Annotated in this window: 25 protein-coding genes and 1 tRNA gene; 15 read left to right on the forward strand and 11 right to left on the reverse strand. The window is 63.6% G+C overall.

Features of this window, described 5'->3' with window-relative positions:
- Window positions 1-105: 105 nt before the first annotated feature.
- Both CJD35_RS04855 and CJD35_RS04860 read left to right on the forward strand, forming a co-directional pair.
- A complete protein-coding gene (locus tag CJD35_RS04855) occupies window positions 106-378 on the forward strand; it encodes a BrnT family toxin (protein ID WP_017182941.1) in 273 nt (90 codons plus the stop codon).
- Window positions 359-616 carry a BrnA antitoxin family protein gene (locus CJD35_RS04860; protein ID WP_017182940.1) on the forward strand — a complete coding sequence of 86 codons (258 nt, stop codon included), beginning with the start codon at window positions 359-361 and terminating at the stop codon, window positions 614-616. The genes CJD35_RS04855 and CJD35_RS04860 overlap by 20 nt, the downstream gene beginning before the upstream one ends.
- On the opposite strand, the gene CJD35_RS04865 is transcribed toward CJD35_RS04860, so the two are convergent.
- Window positions 613-2,088, reverse strand: a complete 1,476-nt coding sequence (locus tag CJD35_RS04865; RefSeq protein ID WP_017182939.1) for a phospholipase D-like domain-containing protein — start codon at window positions 2,086-2,088, stop codon at window positions 613-615. The two genes, CJD35_RS04860 and CJD35_RS04865, sit on opposite strands and share 4 nt — an antisense overlap.
- Window positions 2,085-2,987, reverse strand: coding sequence for a 4-hydroxybenzoate octaprenyltransferase (gene ubiA, locus CJD35_RS04870; protein WP_017182938.1), 903 nt, complete (start codon window positions 2,985-2,987; stop codon window positions 2,085-2,087). The genes CJD35_RS04865 and ubiA overlap by 4 nt, the downstream gene beginning before the upstream one ends.
- A 96-nt stretch (window positions 2,988-3,083) precedes the next feature.
- Here ubiA and CJD35_RS04875 point away from each other — a divergent pair, with 96 nt between their 5' ends.
- Window positions 3,084-3,830, forward strand: coding sequence for a 16S rRNA (uracil(1498)-N(3))-methyltransferase (locus CJD35_RS04875; protein ID WP_017182937.1), 747 nt, complete (start codon window positions 3,084-3,086; stop codon window positions 3,828-3,830).
- Window positions 3,831-3,930: 100 nt separating this feature from the next.
- On the forward strand, window positions 3,931-5,304 hold the full coding sequence (locus CJD35_RS04880) for a glutamate--cysteine ligase (protein ID WP_017182936.1): 1,374 nt from the start codon (window positions 3,931-3,933) through the stop codon (window positions 5,302-5,304).
- Between the two features lie 18 nt (window positions 5,305-5,322).
- On the opposite strand, the gene CJD35_RS04885 is transcribed toward CJD35_RS04880, so the two are convergent.
- Complete coding sequence (locus CJD35_RS04885; protein ID WP_017182935.1) at window positions 5,323-6,624, reverse strand: methyltransferase family protein; 1,302 nt, start codon at window positions 6,622-6,624, stop codon at window positions 5,323-5,325.
- Window positions 6,625-6,774: 150 nt separating this feature from the next.
- Between CJD35_RS04885 and CJD35_RS04890 the strand changes: the two genes are divergently transcribed.
- A complete protein-coding gene (locus CJD35_RS04890) occupies window positions 6,775-7,095 on the forward strand; it encodes a hypothetical protein (RefSeq protein ID WP_017182934.1) in 321 nt (106 codons plus the stop codon).
- A gap of 20 nt (window positions 7,096-7,115) precedes the next feature.
- Here the strand turns inward: CJD35_RS04890 and CJD35_RS04895 are convergent, their stop codons facing one another.
- On the reverse strand, window positions 7,116-7,751 hold the full coding sequence (locus CJD35_RS04895) for a DUF1345 domain-containing protein (protein ID WP_017182933.1): 636 nt from the start codon (window positions 7,749-7,751) through the stop codon (window positions 7,116-7,118).
- A gap of 7 nt (window positions 7,752-7,758) precedes the next feature.
- Window positions 7,759-8,334, reverse strand: a complete 576-nt coding sequence (locus tag CJD35_RS04900) for a peptidase S14 (protein WP_026002350.1) — start codon at window positions 8,332-8,334, stop codon at window positions 7,759-7,761.
- Window positions 8,335-8,461: 127 nt separating this feature from the next.
- Here CJD35_RS04900 and ruvA point away from each other — a divergent pair, with 127 nt between their 5' ends.
- From ruvA to bla, 5 genes are all read left to right on the forward strand, one after another.
- Window positions 8,462-9,070, forward strand: coding sequence for a Holliday junction branch migration protein RuvA (ruvA, locus tag CJD35_RS04905; RefSeq protein ID WP_017182931.1), 609 nt, complete (start codon window positions 8,462-8,464; stop codon window positions 9,068-9,070).
- A gap of 72 nt (window positions 9,071-9,142) precedes the next feature.
- Window positions 9,143-9,469, forward strand: a complete 327-nt coding sequence (locus CJD35_RS04910) for a GIY-YIG nuclease family protein (protein WP_017182930.1) — start codon at window positions 9,143-9,145, stop codon at window positions 9,467-9,469.
- A gap of 37 nt (window positions 9,470-9,506) precedes the next feature.
- Window positions 9,507-10,526 (forward strand): Holliday junction branch migration DNA helicase RuvB, encoded by a 1,020-nt coding sequence (gene ruvB / locus CJD35_RS04915; protein ID WP_095686805.1) that lies wholly within the window; start codon window positions 9,507-9,509, stop codon window positions 10,524-10,526.
- A gap of 126 nt (window positions 10,527-10,652) precedes the next feature.
- Window positions 10,653-12,395, forward strand: a complete 1,743-nt coding sequence (locus tag CJD35_RS04920) for an AMP-dependent synthetase/ligase (RefSeq protein WP_017182928.1) — start codon at window positions 10,653-10,655, stop codon at window positions 12,393-12,395.
- A gap of 19 nt (window positions 12,396-12,414) precedes the next feature.
- A complete protein-coding gene (bla, locus tag CJD35_RS04925; protein WP_095686806.1) occupies window positions 12,415-13,299 on the forward strand; it encodes a subclass B3 metallo-beta-lactamase in 885 nt (294 codons plus the stop codon).
- Window positions 13,300-13,309: 10 nt separating this feature from the next.
- Here bla and CJD35_RS04930 read toward each other — a convergent pair whose 3' ends face one another.
- The 3 genes from CJD35_RS04930 to CJD35_RS04940 are packed head-to-tail and all read right to left on the reverse strand — an operon-like array spanning window position 13,310 to window position 14,926.
- Window positions 13,310-13,711 (reverse strand): hypothetical protein, encoded by a 402-nt coding sequence (locus CJD35_RS04930; RefSeq protein ID WP_026002348.1) that lies wholly within the window; start codon window positions 13,709-13,711, stop codon window positions 13,310-13,312.
- A 52-nt stretch (window positions 13,712-13,763) separates the two neighbouring features.
- Window positions 13,764-14,486 (reverse strand): hydroxyacylglutathione hydrolase, encoded by a 723-nt coding sequence (gene gloB, locus CJD35_RS04935; protein ID WP_017182925.1) that lies wholly within the window; start codon window positions 14,484-14,486, stop codon window positions 13,764-13,766.
- 5 nt (window positions 14,487-14,491) lie between these two features.
- Window positions 14,492-14,926, reverse strand: coding sequence for a VOC family protein (locus CJD35_RS04940; protein ID WP_017182924.1), 435 nt, complete (start codon window positions 14,924-14,926; stop codon window positions 14,492-14,494).
- Window positions 14,927-15,028: 102 nt separating this feature from the next.
- Here CJD35_RS04940 and CJD35_RS04945 point away from each other — a divergent pair, with 102 nt between their 5' ends.
- Entirely contained in the window at window positions 15,029-15,736 is a 708-nt protein-coding gene (locus tag CJD35_RS04945) for an SIMPL domain-containing protein (protein ID WP_017182923.1), read from the forward strand.
- A gap of 40 nt (window positions 15,737-15,776) precedes the next feature.
- Here the strand turns inward: CJD35_RS04945 and CJD35_RS04950 are convergent, their stop codons facing one another.
- A complete protein-coding gene (locus tag CJD35_RS04950; protein ID WP_095686807.1) occupies window positions 15,777-16,658 on the reverse strand; it encodes a tetratricopeptide repeat protein in 882 nt (293 codons plus the stop codon).
- Window positions 16,658-17,413 (reverse strand): alpha/beta fold hydrolase, encoded by a 756-nt coding sequence (locus tag CJD35_RS04955; RefSeq protein WP_017182921.1) that lies wholly within the window; start codon window positions 17,411-17,413, stop codon window positions 16,658-16,660. Before CJD35_RS04955 ends, CJD35_RS04950 begins: the two co-directional genes overlap by 1 nt.
- Before the next feature lie 130 nt (window positions 17,414-17,543).
- Between CJD35_RS04955 and CJD35_RS04960 the strand changes: the two genes are divergently transcribed.
- Window positions 17,544-17,630, forward strand: a tRNA-Leu gene (locus CJD35_RS04960).
- Window positions 17,631-17,792: 162 nt separating this feature from the next.
- Window positions 17,793-19,016 (forward strand): tyrosine-type recombinase/integrase, encoded by a 1,224-nt coding sequence (locus CJD35_RS04965; RefSeq protein WP_095686808.1) that lies wholly within the window; start codon window positions 17,793-17,795, stop codon window positions 19,014-19,016.
- A 10-nt stretch (window positions 19,017-19,026) separates the two neighbouring features.
- Here the strand turns inward: CJD35_RS04965 and CJD35_RS04970 are convergent, their stop codons facing one another.
- On the reverse strand, window positions 19,027-20,202 hold the full coding sequence (locus tag CJD35_RS04970) for a hypothetical protein (RefSeq protein WP_244917215.1): 1,176 nt from the start codon (window positions 20,200-20,202) through the stop codon (window positions 19,027-19,029).
- A 497-nt stretch (window positions 20,203-20,699) separates the two neighbouring features.
- On the opposite strand from CJD35_RS04970, the gene CJD35_RS04975 reads away from it, so the two are divergent.
- Together CJD35_RS04975 and CJD35_RS04980 are read left to right on the forward strand one after the other, a co-directional pair.
- A complete protein-coding gene (locus CJD35_RS04975; RefSeq protein WP_244917216.1) occupies window positions 20,700-21,251 on the forward strand; it encodes an RNA polymerase sigma factor in 552 nt (183 codons plus the stop codon).
- A complete protein-coding gene (locus CJD35_RS04980; protein ID WP_095686809.1) occupies window positions 21,244-22,233 on the forward strand; it encodes a FecR family protein in 990 nt (329 codons plus the stop codon). Before CJD35_RS04975 ends, CJD35_RS04980 begins: the two co-directional genes overlap by 8 nt.
- Window positions 22,234-22,307: the final 74 nt, after the last annotated feature.

A 22,307-nucleotide genomic window follows, 5' to 3' on the forward strand; every position in this document is an offset into this window, starting at 1 on the left:
TGTAGTTACAAAAATTCTTGACGAATTTCTGTAGTTATGCAAAATGGCAAAGCGTTTTTGTCCACCCTGGAGCGCGTCGCGTAACTACGTTCTAGGGGCATGAAAATGGAATTGAGCTTCGATCCGGCAAAGCGATTGAAAACCCTACAGGAACGGGGATTGGATTTCGCTGATGCCGCGCAGGTTTTTGACGGTCCGTCCTACACGGTGGAGGACGATAGATATGACTATGTTGAGCCGCGTTTTCAGACTTATGGCCTGATGAACGACAGGCTCATTACGGTGGTCTGGACGCCGGTTGATGGTGGAATCCGGGTCATCTCCATGAGGAAATGCAATGACCGAGAGCAGAAAGCCTTTGCCCGCAGATTGGGATGATGATGACATTCCCGAATGGACGGAGGAGATATTTGACCGGGCGGAATTTCGCATCGGCGATAGGGTTATCCGCCCCGCCACTGGCACGCTGACCCGTCCCGGCCGCCCCAAATCGGACGCCCCCAAACAACAGGTAACCCTTCGCCTCGACGCTGCCGTACTGGACGGTTTCCGCGCCACCGGGCCGGGCTGGCAAAGCCGGATCAACGCCGAACTCCGCAAGGCGCTCGGCCTTTAATCCTTAGCCCGCCCTAACCAGCCCTTCATTCGCCGGAAGAGGCCACGTTCGCTGATCGGCTCGAACATTTCGTCCGGCCCTTCGGGGTCCAGCACCTCATGGTCGGCCAGCCAGGCCTGTACGTCATTCAAATCTGGCGTCTCATAGGGACGCAGCGTCCGGCCAGGCTTCTGGCGCATTTCCTCTATCCCCGCGACCAGCCCGCGCTGCGCGACGACGCGCGCCACCCGCTCCACCGGCAGGTCGAGATGCTCGGCGATCAGATCGTCGCGGATCGCCCTGATCCTGTCCTGCCAGCCAGCATTGGCGGGCAGCGCGGTATCGATCGTCACGTCGCATTCGGTGTCCAGCCGCATCGAGCGGTTGTTCATGTTGGATGAACCGACCCGGATCAGCCGGTCATCGACGATCAGGATCTTGGCATGGACATAGATGGGAACGCCGCGCGTCGTGAAGGGATGATAGATGCGCAGCCGCCCATGGACGTCGCGCGCCTTCAAAGCCTCGAACAGACGCGCCCGCGCCGAATCCATCGCCTGCTGCTCCAGCCAGCCATCGGCCTGGGTCGGATTGATGATGACGATGTCCGGCCCGTCCGCTTCGTCCAGACGTTTGGCGATCGCTTCGGCAATGCGGCGCGACGCGAAATATTGGCTTTCGGCATAGATGCAACGCTGCGCCGCAGCGATCTGGTGGCAATAGAGCCGCTCGATCTCGATCAGTTCCTCCTGATCGTCCATTTTGGGCGCGGAGCGGGAAATGGCGACATCGACATCGGTGAATTGCACCGGCAGATGGTCGGGCCAGCAATCTTCCACCCCCTCGACCGGAGCCAGCGCATCGCCGCCCGCCCCGACCCAGCGATTGCGGGCATGTTCCCCGAGCGCCGCGGCGACAGGTCCGGTCAGCGCCGTGGTCGCATCGTGCCAGGGGCCATAGGGCGACCCATCGGGATGCAGCCGACCCGGTTCTTCATCGCGATGATGGCGCGTGTCCCATCGGTCGCCAGTCATGTCGATGCCGCCGCAAAAGGCGAAACAATCGTCAATCACCACGATCTTCTGATGGTGGGAGGCCGCGGGCGGATGATGACTGTCCAGCTTCACCGTCACGCGCGGATGGGCCATCCATTTGAGCGTCGTGAACAGGTTGGTCGGCCGCACCATCGACTTCATCGCGCCGACATCCCAACGCAGCAGGAAGATTTCCAGATCCGGCGTACGGTCCACCAGCCAACTGATGAAATCGCCGATCACCACCGGCGCGCCATCATGGACCTCATCCTCGCGCACCAGGCTGATCGCGGCGTCGAAATCCCAGCCGATCAGCATGATCCGCCGTTTCGCCTTGAGCATCGCCGTGCGGGCATGGCGGAAATAGGCATCGGCGTCGATAATCGTGCTGGCGCGCGTCGCCCGTGCGATCTGCCAGCAATCCTCTCCGGCGACGGGGCCGGCAATTGGCGCGCTCATGCGCTGCCGACCACTAGGCATCCCAGAAACATCAGCAGTCCGGCAAAGCGGTTGGATCGGAATTTGACGAGTGGATCGAGACCATCTTCGCGCAGGGTGGCGACCTGCCGCAGCAGATGCCCCGCCACCGGCAGCAATGCGGCCAGCGCCAGCATCTGGGGCCGCACCTGCCAGATCGCCCCGCTCCACAGGCCGAGCGCACACAGATAACAGAGCGCCACGCCCAGCCGGACGTGCCGCCCCATGGATAGGGCGCTGGAACCAATGCCGATCAGCGCGTCGTCCTCCCGGTCCTGCAGCGCGTAGATCGTGTCATAGCCCACAACCCAGAAAATGGTTCCGGCATAGAGTGAAATTCCCGGCAGCGTCAGCGCGCCCATCACCTCGCTCCACCCGACCAGCGCCGCCCATGAAAAGACGAGGCCAAGCCAGACTTGCGGCCAGCCGGTGATCCGTTTCATGAAGGGATAGGCCGCGACCAGCGCCAGCGACGCCAGCGCAACGACCTGGGCATAGAGGCGCAATTGCAGCAGCACGATCAGCCCGACCAGACATAGCGCAACCAGCCACAGCCAGGCCGTGCGCAGCGTCATCGTGCCGCTCGCCAGCGGGCGCGCGGCCGTGCGCGCCACTTTGCGGTCGAGATCGCGATCGACGATATCGTTGAATACGCAGCCAGCGCCGCGCATCGCGATGCTCCCCGCCAACAGCCAGAGTATCAGCGGCCAGCGCGCAAAGCCGCCCCCCGCCAGCGCCACCGCCCAGGCCCCCGGCCAGAAGAGCAGCCACCAGCCGATGGGCCGGTCGAACCGCGCCATCTGCACCAGCGCGCGCGGGGTGTCCGGCAGCCGCGCCAGCAGCCCACGCGCCTGGCTGTCGGGAACGATGGTCTGGCTCAACTGACGCACTCCATTCGGGCCGACTTGTCGACGCCCCGTTCTTCTCTAAAGACTCCCATAGCCTCCGGGCAAGTTTCGTCGAACGGAAAGCGCATCATGACCGCAACTCCCGCCTGGCCGCCACAAAGCGCGCCGCGTCTGCATGTCGAAACCCAGTTGGGGGATGGCGTGTCGGTGCCTGTCGATGGCAATCCGGCCCATTATCTGATCAGCGTCATGCGGGTGAAGCCCGACGACATCGTCCTGCTGTTCGACGGCCGGTCGGGCGAATGGGCCGCCCGCGCCCGCGACATCCGCAAGCGCGACCTGATCCTTGAATGTATCAGCCAGACCAAAGCGCCCGAATCCGTCCCGGATTTCTGGCTCTGCTGCGCCCCGATCAAGAAGGGCCGGATAGATTTGATCGCTGAAAAGGCGTGCGAACTGGGCGTGGCCAAGCTCCAGCCGGTCCTCACTCGCCGCGCCGTAGTGGACAAGCTCAATCTGGATCGTTTGCACTCCCATCTGGTCGAGGCCGCCGAACAATGCGGCCGTACCAGCCTGCCGGATCTTGCCACGATGGTGAAGCTCGATGCGTTGCTGCGCGACTGGCCGCAGGACCGTCACCTGTTCTTTGCCGATGAAACCGGCGGCGCACCGCTGGCCGCAGCCTTTGCCGCCCACCCCGGTCCCGCCGCTTTCCTGATCGGGCCGGAGGGCGGATTCGATCCTGCCGAACGCGAAGCGATCCGCGCCCACCCGCGCGCCGTGGCGGTTTCGCTTGGTCCCCGCATCCTGCGCGCCGAAACCGCTGCCATCGCCGCAACGGCAGCGTGGATGACGCTGAACGGGGACTGGCACTAAGTTTCATTTCGCTATTGGATTGAACCGTTTATAGACAGGCCCTATCTGATCAACGCCAGTCGCTGTTTGACCGGCCGAGGGGAAGCATTAAGGGCGGGGCATGAGCACCAGAACCGACTCAGCGGGTGAAGATCCCGTCATCGAAAGCCGCGACCAGTTGATCGCGGCCTTTGCAAAGGGCGAAAAGCCCAAGGATCGCTGGCGCATCGGCACGGAGCACGAGAAATTCGTCTATAACCGCAAGGATCATCACGCCCCTTCCTATGAGGAAAAGGGCGGCATTCATACGCTGCTGATCGGCCTGACCCGTTATGGCTGGAACCCGGTGTTCGAGGGCGAGAATATCATCGCCCTGTCCGGCGCCGACGGCACGATCAGCCTGGAACCGGCCGGGCAGCTCGAACTGTCCGGCGCGCCGCTCGACAATATTCACCAGACCTGCGCCGAAACCGGCCGCCATCTGGAACAGGTGAAATATGTCGGCGACATGCTGGGCCTGGGCTTTCTGGGCCTAGGCATGTGGCCAGACAAGACGCGCGCAGACCTGCCGATCATGCCCAAGGGCCGGTATGAAATCATGCTGCGGCACATGCCGCGCGTCGGCTCCATGGGGCTGGACATGATGCTGCGCACCTGCACCATCCAGACCAATCTGGACTATGGCAGCGAAGCGGACATGGCCAAGAAGTTCCGCGTCTCCCTCGCCCTGCAACCGCTCGGCACCGCGCTGTTCGCCAATTCGCCCTTTACCGAAGGCAAGCCCAACGGCTTCCTCTCCTACCGCAGCCATATCTGGTCGGACACCGATCCGCGCCGCACCGGCATGTTGCCCTTCGTGTTCGAAGACGGCTTTGGCTATGAACGCTATGCCGACTATGCGCTCGATGTGCCGATGTATTTCGTCTATCGCGACGGCAAATATATCGACGCTTCGGGCCTGTCGTTCCGCGATTTCCTGAACGGCGAACTGTCGGCCCTGCCGGGCGAAAAGCCCACGGAGAAGGATTGGGAGGATCATCTTTCCACCGCCTTTCCCGAAGTGCGGCTCAAAAGCTTCCTTGAAATGCGCGGCGCCGATGGCGGACCCTGGGGCCGCATCTGCGCCTTGCCCGCGCTCTGGGTCGGCCTGCTCTATGATCAGGGCGCGCTCGATGCCGCCTGGGATCTGGTCAAGGACTGGAGCATGGAAGATCGCCAGATATTGCGCGATTCCGTGCCGCGCCTCGGCCTTGATGCGCCGGTCGGCAAGGGCCGCACGCTGCGCGACATCGCCCGTCCCGCGCTCGACATTGCGCGTTCAGGCCTCGCCGCCCGCGCCCGTCTCAATACGGCAGGCGACAATGAAACCGGCTATCTGTCCGATCTGGAAGAGGTCGTGTCGTCCGGCAAGACCCACGCTGAACGGCTGCTGGACCGCTATCATGGCGAATGGGGCGGCGACGTCAGCAAAATCTATGCGGAAGAAAGCTTCTGATCGCGCGATGCGGGCGGCTTATTCGGCTGCCTGAATCACCGCGGCGGCGGGGCGCTTGCGTCCCGTCACCCACGCGAAGAAGCGCGGCACCGGCGCGTTGCGCTCCATCCAGTCGCTATAGGCGCGATAATCGGGGTCGGCGGACAGATGCTGTTCTTCCGTCCGGGCGCGCCAATAATAGACCGCATTGGTGAGCGCCAGCATCGCGCAATTGCGCACTATGTCGGTCATGGACCCGGACACGCTCAGAAAAGGCAGCGCCGAAAACCACCAGAACAGATTTTTCGCCAGATAGGCCGGATGCCGGGTCCAGCGATAGGGACCGTGCGTCAGGATGCCGCGATGGGTCAGGTTGGAAAAGCGCAGGCCGAACGCCACCGTCGCCCAGGCATAGATGCCGGTCAGCAGCACCAGCCATCCACCCAGCGCCCATTGCAGCACGCCCGACCCTTGCGTCCAATAATCCCATTCCGCTCCGCCCGCATGATAATCAAGCGGTCCCCCGCCCCCCATCAGCACGAACGGCGGATAGCAGATCAACGCCGCGACCCAGCCCGCCAGATAGGGGTTGGCGGTGCGGATATGCGAATCCAGCGGCTTGAAGGTCAGAATATAGCCGACCGTGGCAAGGCACACGTCGATCATGAACATGACCGCAATCAGGAAACCGGCCATCGCCACGGGATTGGCGAAGGCCTCCTCGATCCGCCAGTCCACGACATTGGCGAAATTGCCGGGCACGATGGAGACCATGAAAGCCAGGAAAAAGCCCTTCACCGTCCAGGCGCGGGCATGGTGGGCGACCTGGCGCATGTCGGGCGCGCCCGCCGCGCCGCCGATCACCCATTGGCCAAAACTGTAACTGGCGTCCTTGGGGTGCACCAACCGCCGGTCGATCCAGATGATGTAGGGGATGGACAAAGCGAGCAGCCAGGGCGCTGCAGCGGTGAACAGGTCCATCGAAAATCGGTAGTTGCCGTTCCAGTACCAGCGCGCGATGCAATAGAAGATCGCAATAGCGAGCCAGGTCGCCCACAATCCCGCAATCTTGACGATGCTAATGTCCAGCACGTCGCGCACGGGACGCGCCGGGCCACGCCAGTCGATGCCGGTCGATGCGTTGCGATGCACCTTGTCCACCATCAGCGACCACAGCACCATTGGCAGGCCGCAGGCGACGACCGCGGCCAGCCCGGCATTGGGACCGTCCATGCCGTAATGGCGCGCTACCAGCGTCCAGAGGCCAAGGCCGACAAGGCCAGCGATGCCCACGCCGTGGCTGACGGCGGATTTGGGGCAGGGATCGACGGAATCGCGCATGGTCGCTGCTCTAGCGCAAAAGGGTAAGCAAGCGGTGAAAGGCATGGCCCGCGACAACCGACAGGAATCATCTTAACCTGTAGCAAGGCCATGAACCCTTTTTATCTCAGTGCGTTATCTCAACCTAAGCTTCGACAATGGAGACAGGAGATGACGATTGCGGTGCGATTTCCCGATGGCAGCGTGCGCAACGTCCCTGCCCAGTTGAAGGAAGTCCCGGCCCTTGGCAGCGCCAATGGCCAACCAGTGTTTGAGCGTGTGCCGCTCAACTGCGATCCGGTCTGGCGTTTCCAGCGTGTCGGCGACGATTGGTACGCCGCGCCCCGCAGCGGCAGCCTTTCGGTGCTCAAGCCGATATTGCCCGAATGGTGGAGGACGGTACGGCATATGGGACTGGACGATTCGACGCCCCGCTCCGCCAAGCAAAGCCAGTCGCAGGGGCGACGCGGCCCGATCGACACTGCCGCCTGATGGGCCGGATTTGATTTCGCTCAGCCGCCCAGCACGTTGATGGTAAAGGCCAATATGCCAAGGTTGAACAGGAAGGCGGCAAGGCACTGAAACAATACGGTGCGCCGCACGCCGCTGTCAGTGATGGATATGTCGGACGTCTGGAACGTCATGCCCAGCGTGAAAGCGAAATAGAGAAAATCCCAATAGCCCGGCTCCTTCGTGTCCGGAAAATCCAGCCCGGCGCAGTCGCCGCCGCCCTTGTCCGCCCGATAGAAGATATGCGCGTAATGCATCGCGTAAATGAGGTTGGAAAATAGCCAGGCGACCAGCAATGTGGCCAGCAGCAACGCGACCACCCACGCCTTGGGCCCGCCATGCTGGCTCACGGCCACGCCGACCGCGACCAATATGACCAGGCTGACGATCCCGGTCAGCAACAGCATTAACTCCCGATTGGCGTCATTCGCCTGCGCCTTGCGCCGGATGGCGGCGGGATCGGCACGGATCAGCGGCACGACCGACACCATGAAAGCCAGCGCGGCGATGTCGAAACCCGCCATCACCGCTTCATGCCAGCGTAGCCAAAGACCAAGCGGCGCTGCCGTCACCAGCAGCGCCAGGAACATGCCATAACGCCAGGGGAAGATGGGCTGGCGGGAAATCGTGCGGCTCATGCGCCCTTCATAGCACGGCGGCGATCAGTCCGCGCGCCTGTGCTTCATTGGCCTCCAGATACCAGTTTTCAGGCGCTTTCTGGAGCAATTCCTCCATGCTGATGTCCGATCCCAGGATCAGATTCTGGAACCCTTCATTCTGGATCGCGATCGACGATTCAATCTCGTTCAGCGTCGCCTTCAACGTCGCGATGCAGGTGGAAAGCGGCCCTGACAGCTGGATATTCTTCGTGATCAGCCGCTCATGGATCATGATCCGGGTACCGCGCGTCACATAGCGATTTTCGGTGGCGAAAAAGCTCATGAAGGTCGCCCCCGCCGAATAGACTGCGGTTCGCCCCAGAAATACCAGCCGCCGTTCAGGATAAAGGTCGGAATGGAAACGAATATCCTCGCCCATCAACCGGGCAATTTCCGGGTCGCCGCCCAGGGTGGAAATTTCCACCACCACCAAACCCTGCTGCGGCGCGTTCGACAGGCAGTTCTTGAAATGCAGATACATGCCATGGTCGACCACCCCCGACAGCATGATCGATGGATATTCAAAATCCTTTGGGCCCAGCATCGGTGCGGTCATAAGCATTGTCGCGTCCTTGGAAGATCGGTGTCGCGCTGCACTACGCATGGGCGCGCAAAAGGTGCCGCGCTTTTACGCTGGCGCCGCGCGCGGGAGCCTGTAAAGAACAGATCATGACCATGGGGCAGCGGACATGATCGCGAAATTGAAAGGACGGCTCGACAGCACCGGGCTGGACCATGCCATCATCGATGTGGGCGGCGTGGGCTATCTGGTCGGCGCCTCATCCCGCACGCTCGCGGCGCTGGGCAGCATCGGCGAAGCGGTGACGATCCACACCGAAATGCTGGTCGCGGCAGATTCGATCCGCCTCGTCGGCTTCGCGCGCGCAGAGGAGCGCGACTGGTATCGGCTGCTCACCCATGTGCAGGGCGTGGGATCGCGGGTGGCGCTGGCGATCCTGTCCGCGCTCGAACCGCTCGAACTGCACCGCGCCGTCGCGATGGGGGACAAGGCGATGATCGCGCGCGCGAACGGCGTCGGCCCCAAACTCGCCCAGCGCATCGTCAATGAATTGAAGGACAAGATCGGCGCAACCCCGGCTGGTGGCCCGATCGACGCGGGCGGCGTCGCCATGCTGCCGACCGGCAGCTTCGCCGCCGACGCACTCTCTGCGCTCCAGAATCTCGGCTTCAAACCCCATGAAGCCAGCACCGCCGTCGCATCCGCCGAAGCCGAACTGGGCGATGACGCCAGCCTCGATGCGCTCGTGCGGCTCGCTCTGCGGAAGGCCGCGAAGTGATGCGGTTACACACCCGTCATGCTGAACTTGTTTCAGCATCCATTGGGCCGCACAAGCCGAAGGGGGGGGTCGATGAAGCAACCATGCGTCTATATCCTCGCCAGCCAGCCCTACGGCACGCTCTACATCGGCGTGACGTCCAACCTGATCGGTCGGCTGATGCAACACCGAACGGATGCACTGGCGGGCTTCACCAGCCGATATGGCGTCCATCGCCTCGTTCGCTTCGAGGCTTGCGATACGATGGAGCAGGCCATCCTGCGCGAGAAGCAGCTCAAGCGCTGGCATCGACAATGGAAGATCAATCTCATCGAATCGGAAAATCCCGATTGGGTCGATCTGGCGGTCAACCTCGGCTTGCCGCCGGTCCATCCACGATTGACGCACGATGGATGCTGAAACAAGTTCAGCATGACGAAGTTGGTGAGGGTCGCCCATGACCGAAGACCGCCTGCTCGCCCCCACTCGTCGCGTCGAGGATGTCGACGCCGCGCTGCGCCCGAAATCGCTCGACGAATTTATCGGGCAGGAAGCCGCGCGCGGCAATCTGCGTGTCTTTATCGAGGCCGCGAAGTCGCGGGGCGAGGCGCTGGACCATGTGCTCTTCTTCGGCCCGCCGGGCCTTGGCAAGACCACGCTGGCGCAGATCGTCGCCAAGGAAATGGGCGTGGGCTTTCGCGCCACGTCCGGCCCGGTCATCGCCAAGTCGGGCGATCTCGCTGCCCTGCTCACCAACCTCGACGAAGGCGACGTCCTGTTCGTGGACGAAATCCATCGCCTCAACCCGGCGGTGGAGGAAGTCCTCTACCCCGCGATGGAGGACCGCGCGCTCGACCTGATGATCGGCGAAGGCCCGTCCGCCCGATCGGTCCGCATCGACCTGCCGCCCTTCACCCTGGTCGGCGCGACCACGCGGCAGGGGTTGCTCACCACCCCCCTGCGCGATCGCTTCGGCATCCCGGTGCGCCTGCAATTCTACACCGTGCCCGAACTGGAACTAGTGGTGCGCCGCGCCGCCCGCTTGCTCGACCTTCCCATCACCCCCGACGGCGCTGTGGAGATTGCCCGCCGGTCGCGCGGCACCCCGCGCATCGCCGGGCGGTTGCTGCGCCGGGTGCGCGATTTCGCCAATGTCGCTGGCGTCCCCGCCGTCGATGCCAAGGTCGCCGACGCCTCGCTTCGGCGGCTGGATGTCGATGATCTGGGCCTTGACCTGATGGATCGCCGCTATCTGATGATGATCGCCGACATTTATCGGGGTGGCCCGGTGGGCGTCGAAACCCTCGCCGCCGGCCTGTCCGAAGCGCGCGACACGATCGAGGAAGTGATCGAGCCTTATCTCATCCAGCTTGGCCTCATCGCCCGCACCGCGCGTGGCCGTTGCCTCAACGGTCCGGGCTGGAAGCATCTGGGCCTCAACCCGCCGCAGGACGTCCAAAACGGGCTGTTCGACTGAGAAAAGCATGGCCGCTACGGCATGGCGGGGCTATAGCCATGGCCAAGATCAGGCGCGCGCCAGATGCGTCGGAACCGCAGGAGTCGAGCCTTGAGGGCCATCGAGACATTTCCCAACCTTGTCACCATGTTCTTCACGCGCGCCACAGAGCGCGGCGACACCCCCTTTCTGTGGCGCAAGAGCGGCGGGACATGGCATCCGCTCAGTTGGAATGAGGTCGCCCGCCGGGTCGCCGCTCTGTCCACCGCGCTCAAATCCCTGGGCCTCAAGCCCGGCGACCCGGTCATGCTGGTCAGCGAGAATCGGCCCGAATTCTGCATCGCCGACCTGGCGATCATGGCGGCAGGCTGCATCACCGTGCCGACCTACACCACCAACACCACGCGCGATCACCAGCATATCCTGACCGACAGCGGCGCCCGCGCCGTCATCGTCTCAACCGCCAAGCTGGCACAGGCGCTGATGCCCGCCGTCGTCCGCTCGCAGGCCAGCTTCGTCATCGGTATGGAGCCGTTGCGCGGCGCACAGGGGCAGGCGACCTGCCATCTGTGGGACGATCTGATCGCCGCCCACCCCACCGACGTCGCCGCCTGCGCCGCCGCCCAGACCGCAATCCGCCAGGATCAGGCCTGCATCATCTATACCAGCGGCACCGGCGGCGCGCCGCGCGGTGTGATGCAGCATCATGGCGCGATCCTGCTCAATGCCGAAGGCGCAGGCACCATCGTTGCGGAGGATTTCGGCTGGGGCGAGGAGACATTCCTCTCCTTCCTCCCCCTCTCCCATGCCTATGAACATAGCGGCGGGCAGTTCCTGCCCATGCTGCTGGGCGGGCAAATCTACTATGCGGAAGGGTTGGAAAAGCTCGCGAGCAATATCGAGGAAACCCGGCCCACCATCATGGTCGTCGTCCCCCGCCTGTTCGAAGTGCTACGCGCCCGCATCATCAAATCGATCGAGAAGCAGGGCAAATTCCCGACCTGGCTGATGGCGCAGGCGCTGCGCATCGGCGCAAAGGAACAGCAGGGCAAGGCCTCCGTCCTCGACCTGCCGCTAAAAGCCCTGCTTGCCCGCACGCTTCTTCCCAAGATCCGCGCCCGCTTCGGCGGCAGGCTCAAGGCGCTCGTATCGGGCGGCGCGCCGCTCAACCCCGATGTCGGCCTGTTCTTCGATGCTATGGGCCTCACCCTGCTCCAGGGCTATGGCCAGACCGAAGCCGGTCCCGTGGTCAGCTGCAACCGGCCCAGCGCGGGCATCGCCATGGACACGGTCGGGCCGCCACTCAAAGGGGTGGAGGTCAAGATCGCGGACGATGGCGAAATCCTCGTGCGCGGCGAACTGGTCATGCACGGCTATTGGCGCAACCCGGTCGAAACCGAAAAAGTGCTGAAAGACGGCTGGCTTCACACCGGGGATATTGGCGAATTCGATGCGAAGGGGCGCATTCGCATCACCGACCGCAAAAAAGACCTGATCGTCAATGACAAGGGCGACAATGTCTCCCCGCAAAAGATCGAAGGGATGCTGACGCTCCAGAATGAGATCGGTCAGGCGATGGTGCATGGCGACCGTCGCCCCTATCTGGTCGGCCTGATCGTGCCGGACGCTGAATGGACCCGCGAATGGGCGCAGGCCAATGGCGTCGTGCCTGCCGACGCGCATGCCAATCCGGCCTATATGGCGGCGCTGCGCGCGGCAGTGGACCGGGTCAATGCCGACCTGTCTGTGATCGAACGGGTGCGCCGCTTCATCCTGGCCGACGAACCCTTCACCATCGACAATGAGGAAATGACCCCGTCGATGAAGATCCGCCGCCATGTCATCCGTAAACGCTATGCCGATCGGATGGACGCGCTGTACAAGGCATGAGGGATTGAACGCTCTGCCTGTGCCGATCTTGGCCGCGATGGTCGCCAGCGCGCCATTGCACGCCGCAACGCCATCCGGCCCGGCCAGCATGGCCGAGCATCAGCGCCAGTGCGCGGGCAAGGATGGCTGGAGCGATCCCGCCCCTCCCGTCCGCATCTTCGCCAATATCTATGACGTAGGCAGTTGCGGCATCACGGTGCTGCTCGTCACCGGGGCGAAAGGCCATATAATGATCGACGGGGCCACCGCGCAGGCTGTCCCGGCGATCATCGCCAATATCGAGCGGCTGGGCGTGCGCCCCAAGGACGTTAAATATCTGCTCTCCACCCATGAGCATGTCGATCATGCCGGCGGGCTGCACGCCCTTCAGCAGCGCACCGGCGCCACCCTGATCGCGTCGGCGGCTGCCCGGCCAATGCTGGAAAGCGGCATCCCCGCCCGCGACGATCCGCAACGCGGCGGCCTCGATGCCTTTACCGGCGCGCGCGTCGGGCGCATCGTCAGGGATGGCGAAGCCGTCACGCTGGGATCGCTCCGCCTGACCGCCCATCTGACGCCGGGCCATTCGCCGGGCGGCACCAGCTGGTCATGGACTGCCTGCGCCGGAAAAAATTGCCGCAGGATCGTATATGCCGACAGTCTGAGCGCAGTATCGGCGGACGGGTACCGCTTTGCCGATCACCCCGCCCATGTCGCGCGCCTGCGCACGACCATTGCCAAGGTCGCGGCGCTCCGCTGCGACCTGCTCATCACGCCGCATCCATCCGCCAGCGCTCTTTACGATCGCCTAGCGGGAACTGCCCCTTTGATCGATAGCAAGGCTTGCGCCCGCTACGCCGCTGCTGCGCGTTCGAATCTGGACAAAAGGCTCGCCCGCGAAGCGGCTGCCGTCAAACGACGATAAGGGCAGCCGCTCACTTGCCGGGCGTGCGATAGGGTATGAAATCCCCCAGTGCGCAACTGCCCGTCGTCATCCCCGACATCAAATTGGCGCTGGCGGCCAGATCGCCCCGGCACAATTGCGTCCCGAAAACGCGCACGATCAGCGTGTCACCAAAGGTCAGGCCGTTGCAACTGCCCATCAGCTCATTCTTGTAGATGAGCCGCTTGTTCACGCGATAGAGCAGCACATTGTTGCTGATCACCGTCAGGTTGGTCTGCGGCTGTTGGTCGATGCAGCTGACCTTTTCGCCTGCAACCTTGCCAGCCAGCTCCTCTTCCAGCTTTGTCGCCTGCTTCTGGGTCAGGGGGGTGGGTTCGTAGCTACCGGTGCAGGCGGCCAGTAGCATGGGCGTCAGGCATATCCATGCACGCATCATGGCTCTCCTCTTTCTCTGCCCCAAAGACGGCAACATAGCGCAGAATCCGTCAGGCCGCATCCTTCGCCGCGCGCCGCTGCGCCAGTTCATCAACGTTCCGCGCCCGCATGAAGATGTTGGTCGCCCGCTCCAGTCCGATCGTCGTCGGCACGGTCGCCTCGCCACGCGCCCGCGCAGCCTCCACTTCTACCATCCGTGCAGCCAGCGCCGCATTGTCCGGCTCCACCTCCAAAGAGAAACGACCGTTGGAGAGTGTATATTCATGCGCGCAATAGACCGCCGTATCCTCCGGCAGAGCGCCCAGCCTCGCCATATTGGCGAACATCTGCGCCGCGGTCCCCTCGAACAACCGCCCGCAGCCCATCGCAAACAGCGTGTCGCCGACAAAAACGATATGCTCGTCGGCCAAATGATAGGCGATATGCCCGGCGGTGTGAGCCGGGATTTCCATCACGGTCGCGACATGTGCGCCGATCCGCACCTCATCGCCTTCTCCCACCATCCGGTCGAGCGTGCCGATCTTGTCCGCTTCCGCCGCCGGGCCGGTAATCGTGCAACCCGTGGCCGCCTTGATCGCCGCATTGCCGCCGACATGATCCCCATGCCAGTGGGTGTTCCACACCTGCCCAATGGTCCAGCCGCGCGCCTGCGCCGCTGCCAGAACCGGATCGGCGACGGCAGGGTCGATCACCACCGTCTCGCCACTTGCTGCGTCATGCATCATCCAGACATAATTGTCGCTGAGCACCGGAATGCGGATCACTTCCAGCATAGCGCTCACCATGTACCAACATTGGGCATCGACGCCCAGGGTTCGGCCGGGTCCAGCCGCCCGTCCTGCAACAGTTCGATCGAAATGCCGTCCGGCGATCGCACGAAAGCCATATGTCCGTCGCGCGGTGGCCGGTTGATCGTCACGCCCGCGTCCAGGAAACGCTGGCAGGTCTCGTATATATTCTCGACTCGATAGGCGAGATGGCCGAAATTGCGCCCGCCATCATAGCTTTCCGGCTGGCTGCCGTCGGTCGGGGGCCAGTTATAGGTCAATTCAACCTGCGCCTCCTCATCGCCCGGCGCGGCGAGAAAGACCAATGTGAAGCGCCCCTGTTCGCTATCGAACCGCTTGACCTCTTTCAGCCCCAGCAGGTCGAAAAAGGCGATGCTTTTGTCCACGTCGGTCACGCGGATCATGCTATGCAGATATTTGGGCAAGGGTCACTCCATTCGTCGCCATAAAGCAACGGTTCATCTCGGTTCTGGCACGACAACCCTATAGATAAGGTCGCGCATCCCCCGAAGGAAGAGGAAAGCATTATGGCATTGGAATTGCGGGACAAGGTTTTGCTGGGCAGTGCCGCGTTGCTGGCGCTGGGCGTCATGAGCGGCGGCTATCTGCTGGGCGACGGGCTGAAACGAGCCAAGGCAGCGGACCGCTCTGTCACCGTGCGCGGCCTTGCCGAAAAGGATGTGACGGCAGACCTTGCCACCTGGTCGATCAGCTATTCGGCGACCGGCTTCGACCTGCCTACGGTGCGCGCCGAAATCGACAACAATACGCGCGAACTCAAAGCCTATTTTGCCAGTCTGGGCTTCAAGCCGGACGCCCTCACCCCGGTCGGCGCTGGCGTGAACCAATATCTCAACAATGGCGTCAACAATATCACCATTACCCAGCGGATGCTGCTGCGCACCACCGACATCGCCCGCGCCCAGCGCGCCGTAGCGCAACAGTTCGACCTGGTCCGCCGCGGCGTGACGCTGCAGGAAGGGTCGGGCATGCGCTACAGCTTCACCAAATTGAACGACCTCAAACCCCCGATGGTCGCCGCCGCCACCAAGGATGCGCGCAACGCTGCCGAACAATTCGCAAAGGACAGCGGCACCAGCGTCGGCGGCATCAAAAGCGCCACCCAGGGCTATTTTTCGATCGACGCACGCGACGGCGAAGGCGGCGATGGATCAAGCGATACGCCCTACAAAAAGGTCCGCGTCGTCACAACGGTTGATTTTTACCTTAAATAACAATAGTTTAGATATATGGCGGTAAAATCATTGCATATGTCTAGTTCAGTGTCGGTTTAACCGCACCCGCGGCGGGCAATCGCGACAGATTGTCCGCCGCTGCCTTCCCCGCCGCTGTCGTCGGCGCCAGCCTGACCGCGCGCTGCCAGGCCGAGCGCGCGACATCGTCATGCTGTGTCAGCACCGCGATGTTGCCTTCCTCCAGCGCCACCGACGCATCGTCAGGCGACAGTTGCACGGCGCGGGCAATATGCGCCTGCGCCAAGGCCATCTCGCCTGACCGCCGCGCCAGCGTTGCCGACAGCAGCCAGCCGAGCGGGTCCCGTGGGGCCTGAGCGAGCGCCACATCCAGCGATTCACGTGCCGCTACCGTATCGCCCAGCGCCACCAGCGCCCGCGCCCGATCGAGATGCACTTCGCCTTTCTCAAGTCCATCCGGCAGCCCCCGCGCCAGCGCCGCATCGAAATCCTGCCGCGCCTTGGCCGGATCGCCACTGGCCAGCGCCGCATTGCCCGCCTGCGCCCACAGCCGCGCGCTCTGCGCCATTTCGGCGCTGCGCTCTGCCTCCTCGGCAGCCTGCTCGAACGCGACGATCGCAGGGCCCCAGCGCTCGGCGCGGGCATAGGCAAAGCCCATGCAATGCCGCGCATAGAAACTGCCGCCGTCGATCCGCCACTTCTGGGCAAAGGCGACGCCTGCATCGGGCGCTTCGATCGCCTGATCCAGGCAGGCCTGAAAAGGCGCGGCATATTTGGCCGGAACCGGAATCCGTCCATCCTCCCGCGCCGCTGCTGGCTTGGGGGCCGCAGCCGTCGCAGCCGCCGCTGCTTCCTGCTTCTCCTTCCGGCTGCGGTTCATCACCGCCTCGATTTCCGGGTCATAGCCTTGCGCAAGGAACAGGAGCGGCAGGAAAAAGGGCATCAGAGACTATCCAGCAGGCTGGCGACGGTGCGGATCAGCAGGGCGATGTCGCTGTCGCGGGAAAGGCGGTGGTCGCCGTCCTTAACCAGCAGCGTCTGCACATCGGATGAACGCGCCTGCGCCGCAATCCGCAGCGCCGTTTCCCAGGGCACAGCATCGTCGCACTGCCCGTGCAGCAACCGCACCGGACAGTCGATGGCGATCGGTCCGCCCAGCAGCCGCGACGCCTGCCCCGATTCCCAGAAGCCCCGCGTCGTCACATAGGGCTGGTCACTATAGGGCGTTGGCTCCTCGATCCGCCCCTCGGTCATCAGCAACGCCTTGTCCGCCTCGGTAAAGCCCCAGTCGGTAAAATCGGGCGCTGCGGCGATGCCCACCAGTCCCGCCATCCGCTCTGGCCGCGCCAGCGCCACGAGCAATGCCAGCCAGCCGCCCATGGACGACCCTACCAGCACCATCGGCCCTTCGACCAGCGCATCGACCAGCAACAGCACATCGTCCCGCCAACTGGCCAGCGTGCCATCCTCGAACCGCCCGTCGCTGGCCCCGCACCCGGCATAGTCCAGCCGCAACATTGCCCGCCCGCTGCGCGCCGCCCAAGCGTCGAGCGCGATCGCCTTGCCCCCTTCCATGTCGGACATATAGCCCGGCAAAAAGACGATCGTCGGCCCCGCGCCATCCCGCTGACGATAGGCAAGGCGCACCCCGTCAGGCCGGGTAAACAAGGCTGGCGGTACGAAATCGGCATGGGTCATGGCGGGGCATCCTGTCAGGCAAAGGGCTTGATCGCCCATAACCCGGCTTTTTGCCCAAGCCACAAAAATTATCCGCTTTCCTGCGTTGACAGCCCCAAGGCCAGCGGCTAGTTGCGCGCTCCTACCCCGTGCCCAGATGGCGGAATTGGTAGACGCACCAGCTTCAGGTGCTGGCGATCGCAAGGTCGTGGAGGTTCGAGTCCTCTTCTGGGCACCATTTGTTCTTCCGGGGATGTCCGAGGACGTCCCGAAAGTGGCTGATTTCAGCCGTTTTTTGTGCTAAGACCGTCCGGTCAAATCCGGGCTGATCCGGCACCAATCGGGAACAAATATGGTATCCTGCATGGTATCGAAGGCCCCTTATGGACGGGCTGATACCATGGGAAAACTCTTCGCGACGACCGTCACGAGCGCCAGGCCGAGAGAGCGCGAATACAAGCTCACCGATGGCGCCGGCCTCTATCTCCTCGTCAAGCCGAACGGCAGGAAGCTCTGGCGTCTCAACTACGCCTATCTCGGCAAGCAGCGCACTCTCTCCTTCGGCGCGTGGCCTGACGTCGGTCTCGCCGATGCGCGCGAGCGGCGCGACGAAGCCCGCAAGCTGATCGCCGCTGGCCTCGATCCCTCGCACGAAGCGAAGCTTGCCGAAGCGCGCGCGATGCTGTCCGAGGAAAACAGCTTCAAGCTGGTTGCGGAGGAATGGGTTGCCAAGCAGGAGCGCGAAGGGATGGCCGAGATCACCCTCAGCAAGATCCGCTGGCTGCTCGCCAAGGCCTATCCCAAGATCGGCAACCGCCCCGTCGCCAAGATCACCGCCCAGGAAGTGCTTGCCGTGCTCCGTTCGATCGAGGCAACCGGACGATACGAAAGCGCGCGGCGGATGCGCAGCGTGCTGAGCCGCGTGTTTCGCTACGCCATCGCCACCACGCGGGCCGAAACCGATCCGGCGCGTGACCTGCGCGGCGCGCTGACCGTCCCCAAGGCCAAGCATCTCGCTGCCATCACCACGCCCAAGGGCGCGGGTGAGCTCATGCGCGCGATCGAGGGTTACACCGGCCACGCCATCACCCTCTTCGGGCTCAGGCTGTCGGCGCACCTGTTCGTGCGCCCGGGTGAACTGCGCCAGGCCGAGTGGAGCGAATTCGACTTCGACCGCTCGGTCTGGAACATCCCCGAGCAGAAGATGAAGATGCGACGGCCGCACCGCGTGCCGCTGTCCACGCAGGTGACCGGGCTTTTCGAGCAGCTCTGGGAGCTGACGGGCACAGGACGATATTGCTTTCCCTCTTTCCGCTCGCCGCGTCGCCCGATGTCCGAGAACACGGTCAACGCGGCCCTTCGGGCGCTCGGGTTCGGCCAGGAGGAGATGACGGCGCATGGCTTTCGGGCGATGGCAGCGACGCTGCTCAACGAAACGGGCAAGTTCAATCCCGACGCCATCGAGCGCCAACTCGCCCATGTGGAGACCAACGCCATCCGGCGTGCCTACACCCGCGGCGAATATTGGGACGAGCGCGTGCGGATGATGCAGTATTGGTCGGATCAACTCGACGAGATGCGCGATGGCGCGAAGGTTCTGAAGCCCAACTTCCGGCGCGCCTGAGGCTCCCAACCTAGCGGTCACGGTAAGTCCTCTCCGTCACGTCGGCGATCGACCGGAAGACAGCGGACGAATCCTGGGTGAGCGGATCATGGGCCTGCACATGCCCTTGCGCCCATTCCAGCCACTCGGCGGCCGGCCTGCCGCCAATTTCCAATGAAGAATCCGGGATCGCGGCGCGCAGCGCCACGAGAAAATCCCGCGCCAGTCCAGCTTCGCGCCATCTGCCAGCCTGTTCGAGAAAGCATCGGAAGCGGTCGCGATCGAGCTTGAGCTCCCGCGCCAGGATCTGGCGGCGCCGTTCCTCGGCCTCACGCAGTCGTTGCCGCTCCTCGGCCTCTTCGCGCGCTGCCGCCATCATCGGGAATGCCGCAAGCAGGGTCGCGAGTATGTCGCCCACCCTGTCCTCGATCATACCCTTGCGACCGTCCTGCCAGACGCGTGGCAAGTTGCCTGGCAGCCAGCGCTTGATCTCGAACACCAGCACATCCGTCTCGACCAGTTCTCGCCGGTATTGCCTGCCGGAGGCATGCCATGGTCTCTCTTCGGCAGCGAGGAGCCGGCGCACTTCCTTGAGCCTGGGCCTGAGTTGAAACGCGATCTCGTCCTGTCCGCACCGCGCAACGGGACCATGCCGGCCTGTCTCGGCAATGATGATCTCCTCTGCTTCCAGAGCTTTGAACAGGGTGTCCAATATCCTGAGGCGCCGCCGTTCGACGGGCGTGAAGGGCGCGGCTCGGACCGGCCGGTTAGGCCAGATGTCATAGACCAGCCGGCCCCTGGCGATCGCCTCCCTTCGATTTGCAAGCCAGCCGGCAACGATGGGGTGCGGATCCGAGAGCCGATCGGCCACGCGCACCGCTTTGCCATTGTATTGTGCCGCCGTAAGAGCAGCGTCCCCCTCCATTGCCACGCCTCCAGCCAGCTGTGGCGTAATTTCTATCGTCTCGTCCATGCCGGCTTTCGCGGGCGGCAGGACCGGCATGGCGATCTCCCTGCCGACCGCGACCTTGTTCCAGTGCCCAGGCCGAGGACGCGGGATATCGAAACGGTCGCACAGTTTGGCGAGGCATTGATCCGAAATGCCGAAGCGCCTCGCGAGATGACGGAGAGGCTCGGCCCAGACCAGGGCGTGAAGTTCGGTACGGGACAGCAATGCAGTGACCAACTGCGTGGTGGGCCTATCCATCGGACAGTCTTTCGCTCCAAATCCACATGCCTGAGGACGCTGTAAGCTGCCGATCCGCAGCCCAAAGCCGTTTCGCGATCATTCCATGACGCTCGAATTTAGAGATACCCGACAAGAAAAATTCATCGGCAGCGACGCTGCTCGATTTGACGGATATTTTGCGTGTTCAGAGCCTTAAATCGCCTTGTCCCGCAGAGCCGGGCTTGCGTCTTGGATGACCTGCGATAAGCTGAAGGCGCGCCATCGATGCATGGCGCCGAGGCGTGAGAACCTCGTGCGAGATGAAATGGATCCGCCATCGTGCGGCCGGGTGGCCGACGCGCATGTCCAAGCCGTTCGCGGCCAAAGGCGTTGGCGCATGTGCTCGTGCATGTTCTCAACACCCGGCTTTCGCCGGCATCGCCTCGCCAGAGCGAGGAGATGCGATCGATGCGATCCACAGCCAGGATCGGCGCACCGCGCCGCATGCCATGCGGCCTGCGCTAGGAGCGGCCCGTTTGCCGATCGACGAAGGCGAGCCGCTGCCGCCGGCGCATGATCGCGTGACATCGATGGCGCCGACCATCGATGAGTTGTACCGAGCCGAAAGGCCACGGCTCCTGCGCTTCCTCGATCGTCGCGCCCCGCACGACCGCGCCGAGGAGATCGTCCAGCAGGTCTTCACCCGGCTCGTCGCGCGCGCACAGACCGATGCCATCGCGATTCATTCGCCCGGAGCCTATCTGCGCGAGGCCGCGCACAATCTCCTGCGCGATCACGCCCGCACCGCTGCCCGCAATCACCGGTCTCACCATGTGTCGATCGACGATGTCGAAATTGGAAGCGGGGATCCTGTCGCCGCGTTGGAAGCGCGCGACCACCTTGCCCGTATCGAACAGGCCGTCCTGCGCCTCAAGCCGCTGACCCGGCAAATATTTCTCGCTTGCCGCCTTGATGGCTATAGTTACGCCGAAATCGCGAAACAGACGGGACTAAGCGTGCGAGGCGTGGAGAAGCAGATGAGTCGGGCCATCAAGCAACTTGGGCGACACCTCAGCGACCATGGCTGACGAAGTTCGTTCCATTCCGCGCGCTATCCGGGATGCCGCCGGGGACTGGCTGGCACGTCGGCAGGAACCTGCGAGTCCGGACGTCGAGCGAGCCTTTGCCGTCTGGTTGGATGCCGATCCGCGCCACCGGATCGCTTATGAACAGGCGGAGCGTCACTGGCAGGAGAGCCGATTGCTGTCCGACAGTGACGTGGGCCGCACGCGGAAGCTGGTTCGCGCACCCTTCCTGATGCGGCACAGTACCCATGTTGCGGCTGCCAGCCTTGGCGTCGTCGTCCTGCTCGGGATCGGCAGTGTCGGCTTGCTGCGCTATGGATCCCGTCTCGAGCTGGTTTCTCCGGCGCAAGCTGCGACCTACGAAACCGCGCTGGGCGAAATCAGGACGATATCGCTGGCCGACGGATCGCAGCTCACGCTCGACACCGCCACGCGCGTACATGTCCAGCTTTCCACGAGCGAGCGCAAGGTCTCGCTGGAACGAGGCCGCGCCCGCTTTCGCGTTGCGCCGGACGGCAAGCGCCCCTTCACGGTTACGGTTCCCGGCAGCACCGTCGTTGCACGAAGCACGCTGTTTGACGTCAGCCTGGAAAGCGGAAATCCTGCGGTGGTGGTGATCGAGGGGCGGGTCGATCTCACCAACACAAGCGACGCGGCCTCCCATCCCGCCCGAACGCTTGCCGCAGGGCAGACCGTTGAGCTGGGCAATGCCGAAACGGCTCGTCCTACGGAGGCGGGCGAGACCCAATGGGTGTCCGGCATGCTGGCGCTGGACGGCGGCCCACTTGGCGATGCCGTCGCCGCCGTCAACCGCTACAACCGCATCCAGATACGCCTTGCCGAGCCTGAGCTGGCGCGCCTGTCGGTTACCGGCGCCTTCCAGGTGCGCAATCCGGACGCCTTCGCCCGGGCCGTGGCGGCGACATTCGGGCTCGGTATCGACCGAACTGATCCGGGCGTGATCCTTCTTCGTCGCGCTCCGTAGGACATTCCGACCCTTCGCTGAAAAAATCTGTCGTGGGTTTTCAGAACCCGGCGTCTCCCCGCCAACCAGCCACG

Source organism: Sphingobium xenophagum (assembly GCF_002288285.1).
Lineage (GTDB): Bacteria > Pseudomonadota > Alphaproteobacteria > Sphingomonadales > Sphingomonadaceae > Sphingobium > Sphingobium xenophagum.